General features: G+C 38.5%; 18 protein-coding genes. All 18 read right to left on the minus strand.

Annotated features, from left to right (window positions below; genetic code table 11):
- Nucleotides 1-2 precede the first annotated feature (2 nt).
- The 18 genes from rimP to sucD all read right to left on the minus strand — a co-directional run bounded on the left by rimP (nucleotide 3) and on the right by sucD (nucleotide 21,583).
- Complete coding sequence (gene rimP, locus HMPREF2767_RS00120) at nucleotides 3-470, minus strand: ribosome maturation factor RimP (protein WP_040929136.1); 468 nt, start codon at nucleotides 468-470, stop codon at nucleotides 3-5.
- 106 nt (nucleotides 471-576) lie between these two features.
- Nucleotides 577-4,839, minus strand: a complete 4,263-nt coding sequence (locus HMPREF2767_RS00125; RefSeq protein WP_070622089.1) for a PolC-type DNA polymerase III — start codon at nucleotides 4,837-4,839, stop codon at nucleotides 577-579.
- 53 nt (nucleotides 4,840-4,892) lie between these two features.
- Nucleotides 4,893-6,584 (minus strand): proline--tRNA ligase, encoded by a 1,692-nt coding sequence (locus tag HMPREF2767_RS00130; RefSeq protein WP_068130480.1) that lies wholly within the window; start codon nucleotides 6,582-6,584, stop codon nucleotides 4,893-4,895.
- Nucleotides 6,585-6,588: 4 nt separating this feature from the next.
- On the minus strand, nucleotides 6,589-7,893 hold the full coding sequence (gene rseP, locus HMPREF2767_RS08815; RefSeq protein ID WP_070622090.1) for an RIP metalloprotease RseP: 1,305 nt from the start codon (nucleotides 7,891-7,893) through the stop codon (nucleotides 6,589-6,591).
- Nucleotides 7,894-9,021 carry a 1-deoxy-D-xylulose-5-phosphate reductoisomerase gene (dxr, locus tag HMPREF2767_RS08820; RefSeq protein WP_070622091.1) on the minus strand — a complete coding sequence of 376 codons (1,128 nt, stop codon included), beginning with the start codon at nucleotides 9,019-9,021 and terminating at the stop codon, nucleotides 7,894-7,896. It lies immediately after the preceding gene.
- Between the two features lie 11 nt (nucleotides 9,022-9,032).
- The gene (locus HMPREF2767_RS00145; protein ID WP_068130488.1) at nucleotides 9,033-9,818 is read right to left on the minus strand and encodes a phosphatidate cytidylyltransferase; all 786 of its coding nucleotides are present in this window, start codon (nucleotides 9,816-9,818) and stop codon (nucleotides 9,033-9,035) included.
- Complete coding sequence (locus HMPREF2767_RS00150) at nucleotides 9,808-10,557, minus strand: isoprenyl transferase (protein WP_070622092.1); 750 nt, start codon at nucleotides 10,555-10,557, stop codon at nucleotides 9,808-9,810. The genes HMPREF2767_RS00145 and HMPREF2767_RS00150 overlap by 11 nt, the downstream gene beginning before the upstream one ends.
- Nucleotides 10,558-10,666: 109 nt before the next feature.
- Nucleotides 10,667-11,224 (minus strand): ribosome recycling factor, encoded by a 558-nt coding sequence (gene frr / locus HMPREF2767_RS00155; RefSeq protein ID WP_068130493.1) that lies wholly within the window; start codon nucleotides 11,222-11,224, stop codon nucleotides 10,667-10,669.
- Between the two features lie 13 nt (nucleotides 11,225-11,237).
- Complete coding sequence (pyrH, locus tag HMPREF2767_RS00160; protein WP_102167568.1) at nucleotides 11,238-11,960, minus strand: UMP kinase; 723 nt, start codon at nucleotides 11,958-11,960, stop codon at nucleotides 11,238-11,240.
- A gap of 63 nt (nucleotides 11,961-12,023) precedes the next feature.
- A complete protein-coding gene (gene tsf, locus HMPREF2767_RS00165) occupies nucleotides 12,024-12,905 on the minus strand; it encodes a translation elongation factor Ts (protein ID WP_070622093.1) in 882 nt (293 codons plus the stop codon).
- Between the two features lie 82 nt (nucleotides 12,906-12,987).
- The gene (gene rpsB / locus HMPREF2767_RS00170) at nucleotides 12,988-13,755 is read right to left on the minus strand and encodes a 30S ribosomal protein S2 (RefSeq protein WP_040929145.1); all 768 of its coding nucleotides are present in this window, start codon (nucleotides 13,753-13,755) and stop codon (nucleotides 12,988-12,990) included.
- A 140-nt stretch (nucleotides 13,756-13,895) separates the two neighbouring features.
- Entirely contained in the window at nucleotides 13,896-14,666 is a 771-nt protein-coding gene (codY, locus tag HMPREF2767_RS00175) for a GTP-sensing pleiotropic transcriptional regulator CodY (RefSeq protein WP_070622094.1), read from the minus strand.
- Nucleotides 14,667-14,684: 18 nt separating this feature from the next.
- Nucleotides 14,685-16,049: an ATP-dependent protease ATPase subunit HslU gene (gene hslU / locus HMPREF2767_RS00180; protein WP_070457734.1), complete on the minus strand. Its 1,365-nt coding sequence runs from the start codon at nucleotides 16,047-16,049 to the stop codon at nucleotides 14,685-14,687.
- 8 nt (nucleotides 16,050-16,057) lie between these two features.
- Nucleotides 16,058-16,603 carry an ATP-dependent protease subunit HslV gene (gene hslV / locus HMPREF2767_RS00185; RefSeq protein WP_040929147.1) on the minus strand — a complete coding sequence of 182 codons (546 nt, stop codon included), beginning with the start codon at nucleotides 16,601-16,603 and terminating at the stop codon, nucleotides 16,058-16,060.
- A 5-nt stretch (nucleotides 16,604-16,608) separates the two neighbouring features.
- Entirely contained in the window at nucleotides 16,609-17,490 is an 882-nt protein-coding gene (gene xerA, locus HMPREF2767_RS00190; RefSeq protein WP_068130508.1) for a site-specific tyrosine recombinase/integron integrase, read from the minus strand.
- A 152-nt stretch (nucleotides 17,491-17,642) separates the two neighbouring features.
- Entirely contained in the window at nucleotides 17,643-19,709 is a 2,067-nt protein-coding gene (gene topA, locus HMPREF2767_RS00195) for a type I DNA topoisomerase (protein WP_070622095.1), read from the minus strand.
- Between the two features lie 84 nt (nucleotides 19,710-19,793).
- Nucleotides 19,794-20,588: a DNA-processing protein DprA gene (dprA, locus tag HMPREF2767_RS00200; RefSeq protein WP_070622096.1), complete on the minus strand. Its 795-nt coding sequence runs from the start codon at nucleotides 20,586-20,588 to the stop codon at nucleotides 19,794-19,796.
- 89 nt (nucleotides 20,589-20,677) lie between these two features.
- A complete protein-coding gene (gene sucD / locus HMPREF2767_RS00205) occupies nucleotides 20,678-21,583 on the minus strand; it encodes a succinate--CoA ligase subunit alpha (RefSeq protein ID WP_068130516.1) in 906 nt (301 codons plus the stop codon).
- Nucleotides 21,584-21,586: the final 3 nt, after the last annotated feature.

A 21,586-nucleotide genomic window follows, 5' to 3' on the forward strand; every position in this document is an offset into this window, starting at 1 on the left:
ATTCAAACTAATACAGCTTTACGAATTACAGCAATTTTGTCACGATCGACTGTTACAGTCTTTTCGCGCGTTTTATCGCGATACTTAATCGTTACCGAACTGTCATCGTACTCTGTGAGTATCCCTGTCCATTCTTGTTCACCATCGATATGCTGGTACGTTTTTACATAAATACCATTGTTTAACGTCGTCTCTAAATCTTTTTCAGTTTTGATTGGACGCTCTGCACCTGGTGAAGAGACATCGAGGAAATAATGACCGTCGATAATATCCCATTCGTCTAATTTCTCAGCAAGTACTTCACTGCCACGTACGCAATCATCTAACGTAATTCCACCTGGTTTGTCTAAATAAAATCTTAAAAACCAATCTTTACCTTCTTTTTTGTACTCCACTTCAATTAATGAGTAGTCCAATGATTCTACAACCGGTTCTGCTAATTCAAATATGTGTAATTCTTTTTTATTCACCGATACGTTCACCTCGCTTAAAACATAAGAAAAGAGCGGACACGATGGTGCGCTCTTTTCCAAATCCACAACATTTTATTTCAAGTTAATTATAACACATCATTATTTATAAGTCGAATATAGAAAGCTGTGCTTTATCTGGTAAATGATCTAAACTTCCAAGTTCTGTTAAATAATCGATCACTTTTTGGGATACTCCAGCTTTTTTATTTAAATCTTCTTTACTTATAAAGTGGTCATGTTTTCTCACTTCAGCAATATTTCTTGCAACACTTAGCCCGAGTCCTGGTACTGCAGTAAACGGTGGGATTAAAGCATCGCCTTCTATAATGAAGTGCTCTGGATGAGATTTTTCGATATTGACCGGTAACATATTAATATCACGATGTCTCATCTCATTCACAATTTCTAAAACGATTAATAAGTCTTTTTCTTTTTTCGTTAACTCGTTGTAGTTGTCTTTCATCTCTTTTACGCGCGTACGAATTGTCGACTTGTCTTTTGTCATCGTCATTAAATCAAAGTCAGCTGCACGTACACTTAAATATGTCGCGTAATATTCTTTAGGATAATGCACTTTAAAGTACGCAATTCTTACTGCCATAAGTACGTACGCTGCTGCGTGTGCTTTCGGGAACATGTACTTAATTTTTAAGCAAGAATCGATATACCAATCTTCTACCCCATTTGCTTTCATCGCTTCAATCCACTCTGGTTGAAGTCCGCGTCCTTTACGTACACTCTCCATAATTTTAAACGCTAAACTCGGCTCGAGTCCTTTATACATTAAAGTAACCATTATATCGTCACGACACCCGATAACTGTTGAAATGTCACAAATTCCTTTTCGGATTAAATCCTGCGCATTTCCTAGCCAAACGTCTGTACCGTGTGATAATCCCGAGATTTGAACGAGCTCACCAAACGTATTTGGTTTTGTATCTTCTAACATTTCACGAACAAAAGGTGTTCCGAATTCAGGTACGCCGTACGTTCCAGTGTTACTCATAATGTCATCTCGACTCACACCGAGTACTTCTGGACCTTCAAATAGTTTCATCGTATCTTCGTCGTCGATTCGAATCGTCTTCGGATCCACGCCTGTTAAATCTTCGAGCATACGAATCATCGTCGGATCAACGTGACCAAGGATATCGAGTTTTAAGACGTTTTCGTCGATACTATGGAAGTCAAAGTGTGTCGTACGCCATTCACTCGACGTATCGTCTGCTGGATATTGAATTGGCGTAAAATCAAAGACGTCCATAGAATCCGGGATAACGATAATTCCCCCTGGGTGCTGACCTGTCGTACGTTTAATCCCTTCACTTTCGCTTGATAGTCTATCGATTTCTGCTTTACGTTTATGAAGTCCGTGATCATTCATATATCCATTCACGTATCCGAATGCAGTCTTATCTGCGAGTGTAGAAATCGTTCCTGCACGGTAGACGTAGTCTACACCGAATAGTTCTTTCGTGTAGTTATGTGCTGTCGCTTGATATTCTCCACTAAAGTTTAAATCGATATCTGGAACTTTATCCCCTTTAAATCCTAAAAATGTTTCAAACGGAATATCCTGACCTTCTTTAATGAATTCGACATTACACTTCTCACATTTTTTGTCGGGTAAGTCAAATCCTGAGTTATATTTACCATCGTCGAAAAACTCACTATGCTTACACTTCGGACAAATATAGTGCGGCGGCATCGGGTTAACTTCAGTAATCCCCATCATCGTCGCGACTAAACTTGAACCAACTGAACCACGACTCCCTACTAAGTAGCCGTCATCGAGTGATTTTTTAACGAGCTTTTGTGAGATTAAGTACACGACGCCAAATCCGTTTGAGATAATACTGTTTAACTCTTTTTCTAAACGTGCTTCGATGATTTCTGGTAATGGATCACCGTAAATCTCTTTTGCTGTTGAATACGTTAACTCTTTAACTTCTTCGTTCGCATTTTTAATTTCTGGTGTGAATAATCCGTTTTTAATAACTTCGACTTCGTCGATTGAACGACTAATTTCGTTCGTATTTTCAATGACAATCTTTCGTGAAAGTTCGTCACCTAAAAAGGCGAAGTTTTCTAGCATTTCAGTTGTCGTTCTAAAATGAGCATCTGGTAACGTTTGGCGGGATAACGGGTTCCCGGGGTTTCCTTTAATGATAATTTCGCGACGAATTTTATCTTTTTTATCGAGATAATGAACGTTTCCTGTCGCGACGACTGGAATCGATAACTCGTCACCGATTTTAATCATGTTATGAATGAGTTCTTCGTACATATCGTCATCTCGAATGAGCTCGCGTTCATAAAGATGAACATATAAGTCTTTTGGGAACACTTCTAAATAGTCATAGTAACGTGCTTTTTTAAGTGCATCGTCGTATGACTTTTCTAATAACGTTCGAAACACTTCTCCGTTATCACACGCACTTCCGATAATTAACCCTTCACGGTGAGCGTCTAAAAAGTGCTTTCTCACTCGCGGTACTTGGTAAAAACTATCTGTTAAACTATCTGAAACAATTTTAAATAAGTTTTTTAAACCGATTTGGTTTTTAACTAAAATTGTCGCGTGGCTCGGTTTACTTAACTTAAACGCATCATCTCTAGCGAGCGTATTAATATCCTGATGTGTGGCAATGCCCGCATTCTTTAACTGCGCTAACATCTTTATAAATATAAAACCTGTCGCTTCTGCGTCGTAGATCGCTCTATGGTGACTGACGAGTTCGACGTTATAATGTTTTGCGAGCGCTGCTAAGTTATGACGTTTTAAGTCTTTATTGAGTACTCTCGTAATCTCAAGCGTATCAATAACTGGGTTTTCTGACGGACCAAAACCAAGTTTAGTAAATGCCGTATCTATGAACCCCATGTCAAACGTCGCGTTATGTGCGACATATATCGCATCCCCGACCCACTCTCTAAATTCAGGGAGAACATCTTCAAATTCACGTTCGTTTTCTAACATCGAATCTGTAATACCTGTTAAGTTTTTAATGACCTCTGATAACGGTTCATGCGGATTAATAAAGCTTTCATAACGGTCGATGATTTCACCGTTATGTACTTTAACTGCTGCGAGTTCGATAATTTTATCGTATCTACTAGATAACCCTGTCGTCTCAACGTCAAATACGACGTACGTCGCGTCTTCTAAACGCACTGGACTATCTTTAAATGCGAGTTTCGCACTATCTTCGACGATGTTTGCTTCCATACCAAAGAGCATTTTTAAACCTTTACTTTTAGCATAGTTATATGCGTTCGGGAATGCTTGAACGTTGTTATGGTCTGTTATAGCAAGTGCAGGATGTCCGTATTCAACCGCGCGGTCAATATAATCTTCTATTGTTGTCACACCGTCCATCGCACTCATCATCGTATGAAGATGAAGTTCGACACGCTTCTCTTCACTATCATCTTCATGTTTAGGTGGTTTAGTAATCGTTAACGCACGTAAATTCATGACAAGGTCTTTTGCGAAGTCATCGTACTCAATATTTCCTTCGACGATTACCCAGTCCCCTTTATTCAGCGCTTCGAATACGTTAGTTTCTTCTTCTTTGTTACCGAAACGTTTCACTTGAATGCTATCCGTGTAGTCGGTAATTTTCATATTTAAAATTTGCTTCCCAGTACGTGTATGTATCACGTCTTTACTGAAAATTACACCTTCTAATCGGACGTTATATTCTTCATCTTCGATCGTATACATCTTTCTTACGCCATCAAACGTAAGTTTTTTACCGATTTGCTTAACGATTTCTTTAGGCTTCGATACTTCTTTTTCTTTCTCTTTTTTATGTTGTTCTAATAATTTTTCTGTATGATTCGTAATTTTTTGATCGAGTTTTTCATCGTTTTTAGTTTGTGCATCAAAATCTACATCTGCCACGATGTCTGAGATGAGGATGCCATATGAACGATATTCTAAAATTAAATTGTTTTTAATTTTTCGTTCAAAATATTCTTTAGTAACGTCACTCGTAAAACTAAATTTTAAAGTGTCGTCGTTATACATAATTTTCGAATTGTTAATTTGGCGCTTAAAGTTTTCAGTCACTTCGATATTTTCTAGCGCTTCTTTTAAATACTCGTAAATGTCTCGCTCTTTGAATTCATTAGCATGTACTCTTAAGCGAACCGTTGCGATATTTCGAAACGTCTCTTCGACTTTTTGCTTTAAAAACGCAAATACCGCGTAATCGATCAGCGTCTCAAAATGTATATGAAACTCCCATTCACGCGTCTTGTCGTCGACGATTACTTTTCTAAGTTCTCCGCCAGTTAACTGTTCATTGTCTTCTATATTTGCCTGTTGTAAGAGTATGTTAAATTGCCGGTTGTAATCCACAAAGCATCTCTCCAAAAAGAAGCGTAAATCTCTCGATTTACGCTGTAGTATTGTTAGTTATAATGTTCGTTTATAAATGATTCTAAGTCTTCTAATTTAACGTCGTGCGTTTCGTCACTATTTCTAAATTTCACTTCAACGACATCGTCTTTAATACCACGTCCGACGACAACTCTTACTGGAATACCGATTAAGTCTGAGTCGTTAAATTTAACGCCCGCGCGCTCATCTCGGTCATCGAGTAATACTTTATATTGTTTAGATAGTGAGTCGTATAATTCTTCTGCTGGATTTACGAACTCTTCTTTTTTAACGTTCATCATGACGATGTGTACGTCAAAAGGAGTGACAGATTTCGGCCACATAATTCCATTTTCGTCGTGGTATTTTTCAATGATTGCTGATAAAGCTCTTGAAATACCGATACCGTAACATCCCATTAAAACTGGAACACTTTGGCCACGTTCGTTTAGCACTGTTAAATTTAATGCTTCACTGTATTCAGTACCTAGCTCGAACACTTGTCCAACTTCGATACCTTCTCTAAACTTCACTGGTCCGCTACCATCTGGTGCCATTTCACCTTCAGTAATGAATCTAAAATCTCCGAAGTCTTCAACCTCAACGTCTTTTAAGTTCACGTTGATAAAGTGATAGTTATCTTCATTCGCACCAACTGGGAAGTTCTTCATCACTTCTACTTGATAATCGATATATACAGGAATTTTACTGTTAACTGGTCCGAGTGATCCTGGGTGTGCATTGAAAATTTCTAAAATATCTGATTGATCTGCAAGCTCTGGCTCTGTACTTGAGTTAAAGAATGATTTTAATTTAATCGTATTTAACTCGTGATCACCACGAAGTACGATCATTTTAAATTCACCGTCGACGTTAACGACCATCGTTTTCGTCGTTTCTTTTAGATCAATACCGAGTAAATCAGCAAGTTCACTACATGATTTTACGTTCGGTGTATCTACTTTTTCGATATCTTTTTCTACATCATTGCTTTTTTCTTCAGGACGTAAGCACGCTGCTTTTTCGATGTTTGCAGCATAATCACTATTTTCACTGAATACAATCGTATCTTCACCAATTTCAGATAGCGCCATAAATTCGTGAGTGTGTGAACCACCGATTGCACCACTATCTGCTTCAACTGCTCTAAAATCTAAACCGAAACGTGTAAATATTTTTTCATACGCATTGTACATATCTTGATACGTTTTAGACAGTGACTCTTGGTCGATGTGGAACGAATACGCATCTTTCATAATGAATTCTCTTCCACGTAATAATCCAAAGCGTGGGCGTAGTTCGTCACGGAATTTCGTTTGGATTTGGTAAATCGTGAGTGGTAGACGTTTATAACTACGTAACTCGTCTCTCACTAAGTCCACGACGACTTCTTCATGAGTTGGTCCAAGTAAAAAGTCTCTATCGTGACGGTCTTTTAAACGCATTAATTCTTTACCATATTTCTCCCAGCGGCCAGACTCTTCCCACAATTCTCTCGGTGCGAGTACTGGCATTTGAACTTCGTTTCCATCGATACGGTTCATTTCTTCACGTACGATGTTTTCGATGTTTTGTAGTACGAGTTTTGTAATTGGTAAGTACGTATACACCCCGCGCGCGAGTTGTTTAATCATTCCTGACTTTAACATTAACTGGTGACTTAAACTTTCAGCTGAAGCTGGAACTTCACGCTGCGTTGGTATAAACATTTTTGATTGTCTCATTCAATTATCCCCCTAAGAAAAATACTTTGATGTCATTCCATGTCACTAAGATCATAATCATTATAACGAATAATACACCTGCAATTTGAATATTCATTGCAACTTTTTTATTTACCGGCTTTCTAAATATCGCTTCGTATAAGACGAATAATATTCTTCCACCGTCAAGTGCTGGAATTGGTAATAAGTTCATTACCCCTAAGTTTACACTAATCATCGCAGTAAATGCGATTAAACTTATAATCCCAAGCTGCGCGACGGATTCTGTCACTTTATAAATACCGACGGGTCCGTTTAACATATCAAATGTAAACTCACCTTGGAATATCGATAAGAACAGTTGACCGAGTAATGTAAGTAACATCGTACTCACTTCAATCATTCTTTCAGTACCCCAAAGAATCGGTTCGAAAATATTTTTAGGTTCTGCCATCATTTGACGCACACCGATAATTAATCGTTTCTCAACGTCACCAGTTGGAGTCTCTGTCTCTTCAATCATCGGCACGATGTCAACTTCACGGACGTTACCATCGTTTTCAACTTTAAACGTAATCGGTTTATCTTCTCCACCGTTTGCTGCGATCGTTTGTGTCATTTCTGTCCAGTCACTGACGACTTGACCGTTGACTTCTTTCACTTCGTCACCGACGACAATTCCAGCCTTTTCTGCTGGAGACCCACTTGATACTTCACCAACAATCGGTGTGTCGACTGTTTTACCAACAACATAAGCTAAAAAGATAAATAACACAAATGCGAGTAAGAAGTTAAATAATGGTCCTGCAAACAATGTTAAAAATCGTTGCCACGGCGTCTTTGACTCAAAACGTTCATCGTAGCTTGCGATACGTTCTAATTGTCCGTTTTCAACTAAATACGCTGTTTTTGCGAGCGTGTACGTGACGACATTATTATCGCTATAACGATTTGCTGTCACTGTCATTTTCTCAACAAAATCGTTGTCGATAACTTCAACCGCTTCGATGTCGTTAAAATTATGTTTATCGTCTAATAATACGTGTGTAATTTCGTTTGAATCGTTTAATTTTAGTGCGATACTCATCCCCTTGTTTAAAGGGTTCACTTCCATATCCGCACTTGCCATACGAACGTATCCTCCGACTGGTAATAAACGAATTGTATATAACGTGTCGTTATGGCTGTATGAAAATAGTTTTGGTCCCATTCCAATCGCAAACTCTGGACAATAGATACCTGCTCGTTTTGCAAAGTATAAGTGACCGAGTTCATGTACTGTAACGAGTACACCAAATACAACTATAAAAGATAAAATACCTACCAACAGTTAAACCCTCCAGTCTGACTTATATAACTTATCATAATGTAAAATCGTTTCGAGGTCTGGATTTTGTACAACCTCATGGTGTGCCATTCTCGATTCAACGATATCTTCTATTTCTAAAAATGTAATTTCATCGTTTAAAAACTTGTTCACTGCATACTCATTCGCTGCGTTCATAACCGCTGGCATCGTTCCACCGACTTTTAACGCATCATACGCAAGTTGAATCATTTTAAATCGCTTAAAGTCCATCGGTTCAAAATTTAATGTCGATAACGTATTGATATCCAGTGGATTGTCTTTATAAATACGGTCTGGATACGTCATCGCGTATTGAATCGCTGTACGCATATCACTATTTCCAAGTTGAGCGATTATACTATTGTCCGTAAACTCAACCATCGAGTGTATAATGCTTTCACGATGAATTAGCGTTTTAATTTTATCGATTGGCATATTAAATAAGTGATGTGCTTCGATGACTTCTAAACCTTTATTCATCATCGTTGCGCTGTCGATCGTAATCTTTTGCCCCATCGACCAGTTCGGATGGTTTAACGCATCTTTTTTCGTGACGTGTTTTAACTCTTCACGTGTTAAATCTCTAAAACTTCCGCCTGAAGCAGTAATAATCAATTGATGAATTTGAGAAACATCTTCACCATTTAAACATTGAAAAATCGCAGAATGTTCACTATCGACAGGAATAATTTCTGCACCGTACTGTTTCGCATGGTTCATGACGATGTCACCTGCTGCGACGAGTGTTTCCTTGTTAGCTAAAGCGATTTTACGCCCCTTTTCAATTGCGCGTAACGTCGGAACGAGTCCGACACTTCCTAATATCGCAGTCACTAATATATCCGCGTCAAATGTCGCAACGTCTACTAGACCATCATTTCCGTACGTAAATGTCACATCTGTAAACTCACCTTTTAAAGATGTCGCATCTCGTTCGTCCATGACTGATACGAGTTTCGGTTTAAACTCTGTAATAATTTGCCTTAACATCTCGATATTTCGACCTGCAGAAATTGCTTCTACAGAAAACTTATCACTATTATGCCTTATGACGTCTAGTGTTTGAGTTCCAATTGACCCCGTCACACCTAATATCGATATTTTTTTCATAAAGTCACCTTCTAAATAATTATCGGTAGTATATTCATTAACGGTAGAACGAATATAAAACTATCGAATCTGTCTAGAATACCACCGTGGCCAGGTAAAATTGTCCCTGAATCTTTGACGTCAAAATGTCTCTTTAATGCAGATTCAACGAGATCTCCCATTTGACCAAATGCACTTAAAATCACCGTTAAAACGATGAGTGAAAACATATTGTTATCTAAAAGACCCGTCAGTGAAAATATTACTGCAAGAACTGCAGCACTAAATAGCCCACCGAGCGCACCTTCTATCGTTTTATTTGGTGAGATACGCGGCCATAATTTTCGCTTACCAATGGCGCGTCCAAATAAATACGCACCTGTATCTGTCGTCCATACGATTAAAAGTCCGTACATTAAATAAATCAAACCAGCATTTCTCGTTTCATATGCATACATAAATCCAATACCGATATAAGCGACACTCATGACACAAAATCCCATGTCGACAAACGAGAATCGGTTATTAGATATAACAGTAAACGACAACATAACGAGCGCAATACCGATGAGTAAATTTAAACGGTACGCTTCAACTGTTGGTAAAAATGTCGAATTTGGTCCGAGGATTAAAAACAACGCGAGAATTGACATAATACCCGGCACACTGAAAATATGAATTCGATTCATTTTTAAGATTTCGTATAAAGCGACAAAAGACATTAAGTAAACGAGCGCTAAAAATGGAATACCGCCGTAGATTACAAGAGGTAAAAATATGAGTAACGCGACAACTGCTGTAATAACTCTAGTTTTCATCGTGACGTTCCTCCTTTAACCCACCAAATCTTCGGTCTCTTTTACAATAACTTTCTATAATCGAATTGAACTCTTCAACAGATAATTCCGGCCAATACGTATCTGTAAAATATAATTCACTATACGAAATTTGCCATAATAAAAAGTTACTTATTCGATATTCCCCACTCGTACGAATGAGTAATTCCGGATCCGGATAGTCTTTTGTATATAAATACGTGCTAAACGTTTCGTCAGTAATATTTGATGACTCTATAGTCCCTCTTTCTACGTCTTTTGCGATATTTTTTACAGCGCGTACAATTTCATTTCTACCACCGTAATTCAGCGCAAAAATTAACGTTAAACCCGTATTGTTTTTTGTTTTATTGACGGCATAAGAGACGGCTTTTTTAGTATGTAAAGGTAATTCATCAAATTCACCGATCGTCTCTACTTTTACATTTTCTCTCATCAATTCTGGTAAGAATTTGTTCATAAAAATTCCAGGAAGCTTCATCAAAAATGATACTTCACTTTGTGGGCGTGACCAGTTCTCTGTAGAAAATGCATATAGCGTTAAATACTTTATATTTAATTGATTCGCAGCTACGACTATTCGACGAACAGTCTCCATACCTTGTTCGTGCCCTTTTACTCGAGGTAATCCAAGGCTTTTAGCGTATCTGCCGTTTCCATCCATGATAATCGCTACATGGTTTGGACCATTTATATCGGTCGAGTTTTTCTCATTAAACATAAGTAGCCTCCGAGTTAAAATTAAAAAACGTACAGACTGTACATATTAATCTATTTTAACATAAGAAACATTAAAAAATACAGGTAAGCGAATGCTTACCTGTAAACTTTTAAACTTCCATAATGTCTGCTTCTTTTTCTTTTACACGTTCGTCGATGATGTTCACAAATTTATTTGTTAAATCTTGAACATCTTCTTCTAATGAACGTAATTCGTCTTCACTAATTTCAGAGTCTTTCTCTTGTTTCTTTAGTGTATCGTTTGCATCACGGCGGATGTTACGAATAACGACTTTAGAGTTTTCACCAACGCTTTTAACGTCTTTTGTTAATTCTTTACGTCTGTCTTCTGTTAGTTGCGGAATTGTAATACGAATCATCGTACCATCTGACGTTGGGTTCACACCTAAGTCAGCTAATTGAATCGCTTTTAACACGTCGTCTACTGAACTTTTGTCGTACGGTGTCACTGTTAACATTCTCGCTTCTGGCACTTGAATGTTTGCAAGTTGTTGAAGCGGAGTGTCCGCACCGTAATAGTTTACGTACACGCGGTCTAAAAGACTTGCGTTTGCTGTTGCTGTACGAATTCCTGCAAGTTCACGATTTAACGCATCAATTGCGTCGTTCATTTTCTTTTCTGCTTGTTTCAATACGTCGTTAGCCATTATTTTCTCCCTTTTAATCTGTTATCGTTGTACCAATATCTTCGCCGAGTACTGCGCGTTTGATATTGCCCTCTTCTGTAATTGAAAATACCACAAGTGGGATAGAGTTGTCCATACAAAACGATGTTGCTGTAGCATCCATCACTTGTAAGTTCTTCTGTAACATGTCGATATAAGAAAGCGATTCGAACTTTGTCGCTGTGTCGTCGTGTTTTGGATCTGCTGAATATACGCCGTCTACGTTATTTTTACCCATTAAGATAACGTCAGCATTGATTTCAGCTGCACGTAATGCTGCTGTTGTATCTGTTGAGAAGTACGGGTTACCGATTCCTGCTGCAAATATAACGACGCGTCCTTTTTCTAAGTGACGAATCGCACGACGTCGAATATACGGCTCTGCAATTTGTTTCATTTCAATCGATGTTAATACGCGTGTATCAACACCTAATTGTTCTAAACTGTCTTGTAACGCGAGTGAGTTCATTACTGTAGCGAGCATACCGATATAGTCTGCGTTCCCACGTTCCATACCTAAGTCACTTCCAGTTTTACCACGCCAAATGTTTCCACCGCCGACGATTACAGCGATCTCTACATCTAGTTCTCTCGCTTCTTTAATTTGCTTTGCGATATTTTTAATGATATCCGGTTTAATTCCGACACCTTCTCCACCAGCAAGTGCCTCACCAGAAAGTTTTAATACGATGCGTTCATATTTAGAAGAACTCATGATTTTCATTCCTTTTAACTGTTATATATATTGATATAGAAAAAAGACACCGAAGTGTCTTTTTAATTACTGACCCATTTGGCCTTTAACTTCTGCAGCAAAGTCTTCATTACGTTTTTCTAAACCTTCACCTAGTCCGAAACGAACGAAAGTAACGAGTTCAGCGTTGTTATCTTTTAAGAATTGATCGACAGTTTTGTCGCTATCTTTAACGAATGGTTGTGAACCGATGACGATTTCTTCTAAGAATTTACGCATTCTTCCTTCAACCATTTTATCAACGATGTTTTCTGGTTTACCTTCTTCAAGCGCTTGGTTACGTAATACTTCACGCTCTTTATCTAACTCTTCTTGTGGTACTTCATCTTGTTTTGCATATTGAGGATTTAATGCAGCAGCGTGCATTGAAACATCTTTAGCGATTGCTTCGTCTGTTGAACCTTCAATTACAGATAACACACCGATCGTACCACCCATGTGGATGTACTCACCGAATGCACCATTTTCTGGCTTAGTTAAAACTTCAAAACGACGGATGTTCATGTTTTCACCAATTGTAGCAATTGCTGATTTCATAACTTCCTCAACTGATTGACCATCTAATTCAGAAGCATTTAACTCTTCTAGATTCGCTGGTTTTGTTTTAACGATATGCTCAGCAATTTTCTTAACTAAGTTTTGGAACTGTTCGTTACGTGCAACGAAGTCAGTTTCAGCGTTAATTTCAACGATTGCTGCATCGTTTCCGTCTACTGCGATTTCAATTAAACCTTCAGTAGCGATACGGTCTGCTTTTTTACCAGCAGAAGCAATACCTTTTTCACGTAGGTATTGGATTGCTTCTTCGATGTTACCATCAGTTTCTTGTAACGCTTTTTTACAATCCATCATACCTGCGCCAGTTTTTTCACGTAATTCTTTAACTAATTGAGCTGTAATTTTAGCCATTATTGTTCCTCCATATTCTTTAAAATCAATTTATGTTTTAAAAAAGGTGATAAATAACAAGTACTTATCACCAAATTGTTTATTATTCTTCAGTTTCTGATGCTTCTTCAGCTGACTCTTCTTCTGTTAAGTCGATGTTTTGCTCAGCTGCAACATCTTCGTTAGATACACCTTGTTGACCTTCTAATACAGCGTCAGCCATTTTAGATGTCATTAAGCGTACCGCACGAATCGCATCGTCGTTAGAAGGGATAACGTAGTCCACTTCGTCTGGGTCACAGTTAGTGTCAACCATTGCAACGACTGGGATACCTAAGATTTTAGCTTCGTTAATCGCGATAGATTCTTTACGTGGATCTACGACGAATAATGCTTTAGGCATATCTGTCATTTCACGAATTCCACCTAAGAATTTGATTAAACGATCATATTCTTTGTTGATTTCCGCAACTTCTTTTTTAGGAAGTACTTCGAATAATCCGTCTTCTTCCATTTTTTCGATTTCAGAAATTCTATCGATACGACCTTTGATTGTATCGAAGTTTGTTAAGATACCACCTAACCATCTGTGGTTTACGTAAAGTTGACCTGCACGCTCTGCTTCTTCTTTGATCGCATCTTGAGCTTGCTTTTTCGTACCGACGAATAATACTTTACCGCCGTCACGTGACACTTCTTTAATGAAGTTGTACGCATCGTCAACCATCTTAACTGTTTGTTGTAAATCGATAATGTAGATACCGTTACGCTCCGTGAAGATGTATTTTTTCATCTTCGGGTTCCAACGGCGTGTTTGGTGTCCAAAATGTACACCAGCTTCAAGTAATTGTTTCATACTAATTACTGCCATGAATATTTTCCTCCTTGGTTTTTACCTCCGCTCTAGCGCTAGCTAACAACCGTTACGGCACCAGTTAGCTCCTTGCTAAAACGTGTGTAATTGGCTTTATAGCCGTTTATTATAATAGCACAGTTTAGTCAGGGCTTCAACTAAAACATATCTTTTTCTAGTTCTTTTAAGAATCCTGGCTTTTTAATGCGAATAAACGTCCCTTTCATACCGAGTGAACGAGATTCAATAACGCCTGCACTTTCTAACTTTCTTAACGCGTTTACGATAACTGAACGTGTAATCCCGACTCTATCCGCAACTTTTGACGCGACAAGTAAACCTTCTAACGCATCGAGCTCTTCAAAAATGTGTTCGATCGCTTCACGTTCAGAGTATGATAATGAACGGATTGCCATCGCGATGCTCGCTTTGTCACGCGCTTCTTTTTCAACTTCTTTTTGACGCTCGTTCATCATTTCCATACCTACAACAGTACTTGCGTACTCACATAAGACGAGATCTTCTTCGGTAAATTTTTCTTCTTTTTTACCGACGACGAGCGTTCCAAGGCGATCTCCACCACCGAAAATTGGAATGACGCACGTCTCTGAGTTACTATATTCAGCAACTTCTTCTGGGAAGATCGTTAACTTATTACTAAAGTCGATATTCTCTTCTGTTTCACGTAGTCGCATAATACGGTTCATATAATACTCAGGGAACTCACGATTTTCTAAAAATTCGTGCATACGACTGTTTTCATCGAAACTTTCGTGATACGTACCGTAACCGAGTAACTTCGCATCACTCGCGACGATGAACGTGTTACAGTCTAATATTCTACTAAGTTTTTCTGCTAACGCTTCGTATTTTACGTTTTCTTGAATGAGCTTATTAATTTCTCTCGCTCTTTCTAATAATGTTGGCATATAGAATAGCCCTCCGTTTTATAAAATAAATTGACTTAAGTTTTTACTACTCTTAATTGTGTCTAGCTTATCATTTACGTATTTCTCTGTAATTTCAACGTGTGCACCGTGCATATTATCCGCTTCAAACAGTAACTCTTCAAGCAGAGTTTCCATAATCGTATGAAGTCGTCTTGCACCGATATCATCCGTCGTAGAGTTTACGTCGTACGCAATATTTGCGAGTGCTTCGATCGCTTCATCGGTATAACTGACCGTCACACCTTCAGTTTCAAGCAGTGCTTCATATTGCTTTAATAATGAATGTTTTGGTTCAGTTAAAATACGTTTAAAGTCTTCTGCTTTTAACTTATCGAGTTCTACACGAATCGGGAAACGCCCTTGTAACTCTGGAATTAAATCACTCGGTTTTGCAACGTGGAACGCTCCAGCACCGATAAATAAAATATGTTCCGTATTCACCGGTCCGTATTTCGTTTCAACAACACTTCCTTCAACGATTGGTAAAATGTCACGTTGTACCCCTTCACGAGATACTCCAGCTTGACTATTTGACCCCATCGCAATTTTATCCATCTCATCGATAAAGATAATCCCTAACGTTTCAGCGAGTTCAATCGCTCGGTCATAGACGAGGTCCGTGTCGATCAGTCCTTCAGACTCTTCTCTAATTAAATGCTCACGCGCATGTTTTACTGGCAGACGTTTTTTACGTTTTTTCTTCGGCATCATATTTTGTAACATATCGCCCATACCATTGTCCATACCTGGCATCATCATCGACATTTGTTTCTCTTCGACTTCGATTTCAACGACACGCTCTTCTAAACGTCCGTCTTCTAAATCCTGGCGGATGTTACGACGTTTTTCACGTACAGTGTCATCAACTTCTTCTACTGGTTCTTCTGTTTTACCCATATTTGAAAGCATTTCAAACGGATTGTTAAACGTCGGTTCTTTAAAACGTCCTGGTGCGAGTAGTTTTATTAAACGTTCGTTCGCTAATTTCGTCGCCTCTTCACGAACGCCTTTAAATAATTCTTCTTTCACCATTTTTACGCTCGTCTCGACTAAGTCTCTCACCATCGACTCGACGTCACGACCGACATAACCGACTTCTGTATACTTTGTCGCTTCAACTTTCGTAAACGGTGCACCGGTAATTTTAGCCATGCGTCTTGCGACTTCTGTTTTACCGACACCTGTTGGTCCGATCATTAATATATTTTTCGGGATGACTTCATGTTTAAGTTCGTCACTTAATTTCATACGGCGATATCTATTTCTCATCGCTATCGCAACTTTACGCTTTGCTTCATATTGTCCGACGATGTTTTCGTCGAGTTTTGACACAATTTCTCTTGGAGATAAACTAGCCAATATATATCCTCCTATTCAGCATCTATCGTTTCAACGATAATATTATCATTTGTAAAGACACAAATATCTGCAGCGATTTTTAACGCGTCACGCGCAATCGTCTCAGCATCTAAATCGTCTCCGTGTAATTTCATCGCGCGTCCTGCAGCGAGTGCGAAGTTCCCACCAGACCCAATCGATAAAATACCATCGTCTGGCTCGATGACTTCACCTGTACCTGAAACGATTAACATCGTATCTTTATTCATAACGATTAACATCGCTTCAAGTTGGCGGAGCATTTTATCTGTACGCCACTCTTTCGCAAGTTCTACGGCTGCACGTTCAAGTTGACCGTTATACTCATATAGTCTTGCTTCAAATTTTTCATATAAAGTAAATGCATCAGCGACACTACCTGCAAATCCAGCGACAACTTTTCCTTCATATAAACGTCTCACTTTTCTCGCGGTATGTTTCATGACGACTTGGTTACCTAAAGTAACTTGTCCGTCACCAGCCATCGCCATTTTACCTTTATGCTTGACTGCAAATATCGTCGTTCCTTTAATTGCCACTTTCGTCACCTCTTATTATTTTGTGGATGTGCGTTTAAATACGCTTGTCTCAACTGCTCTTTAGAAACGTGCGTATACCTTTGAGTCGTCGATAACGACTCATGACCAAGTAGTTCTTGTACTGCACGTATGTCTGCCCCGTTATTTAACATATGCGTTGCGAACGTATGTCGTAACGTATGCGGATGAAGCGATGCTTTTACTGCACTTTCTTTCATCACTTTATTGATGATATAGCGTAATCCACGGTCAGTTAATTTCATCAAATTATAATTTAACCAAAAAGCACCTGTCTCTTCCATATGTTTAGAAAACGTCTCGATATATTCAAGTAACGCTTCTTTTACGGATTCATTAAACGGTACGATACGTTCTTTGTTCCCTTTACCGAGTACTTTTAACAACCGGTGATCAAAGTCGATATCAGAAACTTCGATGTTTAATAGTTCTGCACTACGTATTCCTGTGCCGTATAATAACTCGAGTAACGCACGATCTCTCGTGTACATCTTTTTGTTTTTATCGAGTGACTGAAACAAAGCATCGATTTGGTTTTCATACAAGAAATCCGGTAACATAGAGTCTCGCTTTGGAAAAGACACTTGACTCACCGGATTGTTTTCTACGATATATCGTTCGTTTAAATAATTATAAAAACTACGAATCGCAGAAATTTTACGGCTAATCGTCGTCTTTTTATAGTCTTTATCGTATATAAACGTTAAATAATTACGTGCATCTCTCGACTCAAACGTCGTTACCGTTAGATGTTCCGCGTTTAAAAATGATTCAAACTCGCGTAAATCGAGTTGATAACTTTCAATCGTTTTTGGAGAATACTGCTTTTGATACTTTAATACATCTAAAAAGTCGAGTACATAGTCCATCCACAGTCCTCCTCACTGTTATAAAAAAATTCCCATTGAATAGTTTAATATATTTGACAGACAATTGCACACAATTACTATTTTTCTGAAATATCTTTTTTCTTATGAAACACCATAAAAAATCTAGGCTAGATTAGTAGCCTAGATTATTTTTAGTTTGCATCTTCTTCATAATCACAGTTCGAACATTTTACCTTGACCGTTTTACCTTTACGTTGCTCGACTAAGTACTGGTCACATTTCGGACAATCTCTACCGACTGGCTTATCCCATGATACGAAGTCACAGTCTGGATATCGTTCACATCCGTAGAAAATACGACCTTTTTTTGACTTACGTTCAACGATTTCGCCTTCTTTACAAGTCGGACATTTTACACCGATCTTCTTAACGATTGGTTTTGTGTTACGGCAATCTGGGAAGTTTGAACATGCCATAAATTTACCGTAACGTCCCATTTTGTAAACCATTGGCGAGCCACATTTTTCACAGTCTATGCCTGCGGGTTCGTCTTTAATTTCGATTTCTTCCATTTCTGATTCAGCTTTTTCAACTTGTGGTCTAAACCCTTTATAAAAGTCATCGATCACTTTTACCCACTCTTTGTTGCCGTCTGCAATTTCGTCGAGTTGTTTTTCCATATCTTTCGTAAAATCAACATCGATAATATCTGGGAAGTAATCGGATACTTGTGCAGAAACGATTTCTCCAAGTTCAGTTGGAACAAAACGACGCTGGTCGAGACGTACGTAGTTACGTTTTTGAATCGTCTCAATCGTCGGTGCGTACGTAGATGGTCGGCCGATACCTGACTCTTCTAACGTTTTTACAAGACGTGCTTCAGTGTAACGTGGTGGTGGTTGAGTAAAGTGCTGATTTGAATCGATCTTTTCAGCAGTAACCGTTTCACCTTCAGAAATTTCAGGGATAATATTTTCTTTCGCATCTACTTTTTCGTCTGTACCTTCTTCGTATACTTGTAAGAATCCTTTAAATTTAATAGTAGAACCGTTACTTCTAAAGATGACTCCGTTATTGTTTAAGTCCACGCGCACAGTATCGAGCACTGCTGGTGCCATTAAACTAGCGACGAAACGGTCCCAAATTAGTTTGTACAAACGGTACTGATCACGTGATAAGAAAGCTTTCATTTCTTGTGGTGTACGTAATGTAGATGTTGGACGCACCGCTTCGTGCGCATCTTGTCCTTCAGACTTTTTATCTTTACGTTTACCTAAAAACTCTTTACCGTACGTGTTTTCAATATATCCGTATGCTTCAGACTTCGCTTCGTTAGATACGCGCGTAGAGTCTGTTCTCATATACGTAATTAAACCAATCGTCCCTTGTCCTTTTACGTCAATTCCTTCATACAGTTGTTGAGCGAGCATCATCGTTTTACGTGCACGGAAATTTAATTTACGCGCCGCTTCTTGTTGTAATGTAGAAGTCGTAAATGGATACGCAGGATATCTCAGTTTTTCTTTTTTCTCGACAGAGTCGACGTTAAAGTCGTCTCCTTTAATTTGCTTTAAAACGTCTTTAACGACAGATTCATTTGGTAACTCTGTCTTTTTAGCGTCAGACGCTAACTTATAAAACTTACCTGTAAATTTCGAGCGCTTATATTTAAAGTGACCTTCAATTGACCAATATTCTTCTGGTTTAAAGTTACGGATTTCATTTTCTCTGTCGATAATCAGTTTTAATGCAACTGATTGTACACGACCTGCAGATAATCCTTTTTTAACTTTCTTCCATAATACTGGTGAAATGTTATAACCAACGAGTCTGTCTAATATACGACGTGCTTGCTGTGCGTCGACGAGTTGTTGGTCCATTTCTCTCGGTTCTTTAAAACTATTTTTTACTGCATCTTTTGTAATTTCATTAAATACGACGCGGTGATATTCTTTATCGTCACCGAGAGCGTGTGCTAAATGCCACGCGATCGCTTCACCTTCACGGTCCGGGTCCGATGCTAAATAGATTCGTTTTGCTTTTTTTGCTTCTTTTTTAAGTTCTTGAAGTAAAGGTCCTTTACCTCTAATCGTTATATATTTTGGTTGATAGTTGTTTTCGACGTCAATACCAATTTGACTACGGGGCAAATCTCTAAGGTGACCCATCGAAGCGACGACTTTATATCGTTTTCCAAGATATTTACCAATCGTCTTCGCTTTTGCTGGGGACTCTACAATGACTAAATTATCTGCCACTTTTAATTGCCTCCCTCACGTTTTATGATTCAATGAACAATATTACACACTAACTTTTAAATTTGTCAACGGTTCTAAATTCATTTATTGTAATTCATCTAAAATATCATCAGCTTTTGTAACGAATATCGCACCTTCTTTTAACCGCGCATTTACCCCTGCACTGAGCGGTGACGTAATATTTCCTGGTATACAAAAGACGTGTCGATTTTCTTCCATCGCCATCTCTAACGTAATTAAACTTCCGCTTTTTTCTTCGGCTTCAGTGACTAATACACCTTCACTTAAGCCAGCGATAATTCTATTTCGTGCGACGAATTGATGCTTATTTATCGGTGTGCCTGGTGGATACTCACTAATCGTACAACTATATTTTTCAATACGATGTCTCGTTTTTATTGTTGACTTCGGATAATGGATATCGTGACCAAATGCGAGTACACCGATCGTTTGAATATTCTCTTCAAGTGCAATATGGTGCGCGATATCATCTGCACCATATGCGAGACCTGACACGACTGTAAACTCATTTAACGCTGGAATGATTCTTTGTAACGCTTGACGCGTATACATTCCAGCTTTACGACTACCAACGATGCCGATTTTGCGACTATTTAAAGCCGATAAAGAGCCCTTTACATATAATACGTACGGCGGGTCATAAATTTCTTTTAACGATGCTGGATAATACTTTGAACTCTCCGTTATAAACGTCACACCGTTCTCACACAATTTACGGTGGATGTCTTCTAACGAAATTTCTCTCGCATGCTGTAACTTCTTAATTGTAGATTCTTTTAATACTTCACCATTTCGGATCTTCTGAAACTCTTTTCTTGTAACTTTTGCAAAACTTAATTGTAAAATGTGAAGTTTCATAACTGTATTATAATCGATAGTTTTTAAAATTGGTATAAAAATAAAAAAACGCAGAGATTATATTATCTCTGCGTTACAATTTAAATTTATTATTTAATTGTTAGACATTGCTCGTAAAGGCCTTCTTTTTTAATACGCTCGATTAATGTCTCACCGATTACTGACGGTGTATCTGCTGTGTCGATACCTGCGTCGTTCATCGCTTTAATTTTACCTTCTGCTGTACCTTGACCACCAGAAATGATCGCACCAGCGTGACCCATACGTTTTCCTGGAGGCGCTGTTTGACCACCGATGAATCCAACAACTGGTTTTGTCATATGTTCTTTCACCCAAGCTGCTGCTTCTTCTTCAGCTGTACCACCGATTTCACCGATCATTACAACTGCGAGTGTTTCATCGTCTTCGTTAAATGCTTTTAATACGTCGATGAAGTCTGTACCGTTTACTGGGTCTCCACCGATACCAACAGCTGTCGTTTGACCGATTCCAGCTTCAGTTAATTGGTGAACTGCTTCGTAAGTTAACGTACCAGAACGTGATACAACTCCTACGTGACCTTTTTTGTGGATATATCCTGGCATAATACCAATTTTAGTTTCATCAGCAGTGATGATACCAGGACAGTTTGGTCCAACGAGACGTGTTTCTTTATCTTCTAGGTAGTCAACGACTTTAACCATGTCTAATACTGGAATATGCTCTGTAATACAGATAACAAGTTCTACACCTGCATCTGCTGCTTCCATGATTGAATCTGCTGCGAATGGAGCTGGAACGTATACGACTGATACTGTCGCGCCAGTTTCTTTCTTTGCTTCTTCTACTGTATTGAATACAGGTACACCTTCTACTACTTGTCCACCTTTACCTGGTGTTACACCACCGACAATTTTCGTGCCGTAGTCTAACATTTGTTTCGTATGGAATAATGCAGTAGATCCAGTAATACCTTGTACGATTACTTTTGTATCTTTATCTACAAATACTGCCACAAT

Source organism: Nosocomiicoccus sp. HMSC067E10 (assembly GCF_001810835.1).
Classification (GTDB): domain Bacteria; phylum Bacillota; class Bacilli; order Staphylococcales; family Salinicoccaceae; genus Nosocomiicoccus; species Nosocomiicoccus ampullae_A.

Bases quoted from the DNA above. Each gene is read 5' to 3' on its own strand.
- HMPREF2767_RS00130 (WP_068130480.1), bottom strand. From the start codon at position 6,584: ATGAGACAATCAAAAATGTTTATACCAACGCAGCGTGAAGTTCCAGCT.
- dxr (WP_070622091.1), bottom strand. From the start codon at position 9,021: ATGAAAAAAATATCGATATTAGGTGTGACGGGGTCAATTGGAACTCAA.
- HMPREF2767_RS00145 (WP_068130488.1), bottom strand. From the start codon at position 9,818: ATGAAAACTAGAGTTATTACAGCAGTTGTCGCGTTACTCATATTTTTA.
- HMPREF2767_RS00150 (WP_070622092.1), bottom strand. From the start codon at position 10,557: ATGTTTAATGAGAAAAACTCGACCGATATAAATGGTCCAAACCATGTA.
- frr (WP_068130493.1), bottom strand. From the start codon at position 11,224: ATGGCTAACGACGTATTGAAACAAGCAGAAAAGAAAATGAACGACGCA.
- tsf (WP_070622093.1), bottom strand. From the start codon at position 12,905: ATGGCTAAAATTACAGCTCAATTAGTTAAAGAATTACGTGAAAAAACT.
- rpsB (WP_040929145.1), bottom strand. From the start codon at position 13,755: ATGGCAGTAATTAGTATGAAACAATTACTTGAAGCTGGTGTACATTTT.
- codY (WP_070622094.1), bottom strand. From the start codon at position 14,666: ATGCCAACATTATTAGAAAGAGCGAGAGAAATTAATAAGCTCATTCAA.
- xerA (WP_068130508.1), bottom strand. From the start codon at position 17,490: ATGGACTATGTACTCGACTTTTTAGATGTATTAAAGTATCAAAAGCAG.
- dprA (WP_070622096.1), bottom strand. From the start codon at position 20,588: ATGAAACTTCACATTTTACAATTAAGTTTTGCAAAAGTTACAAGAAAA.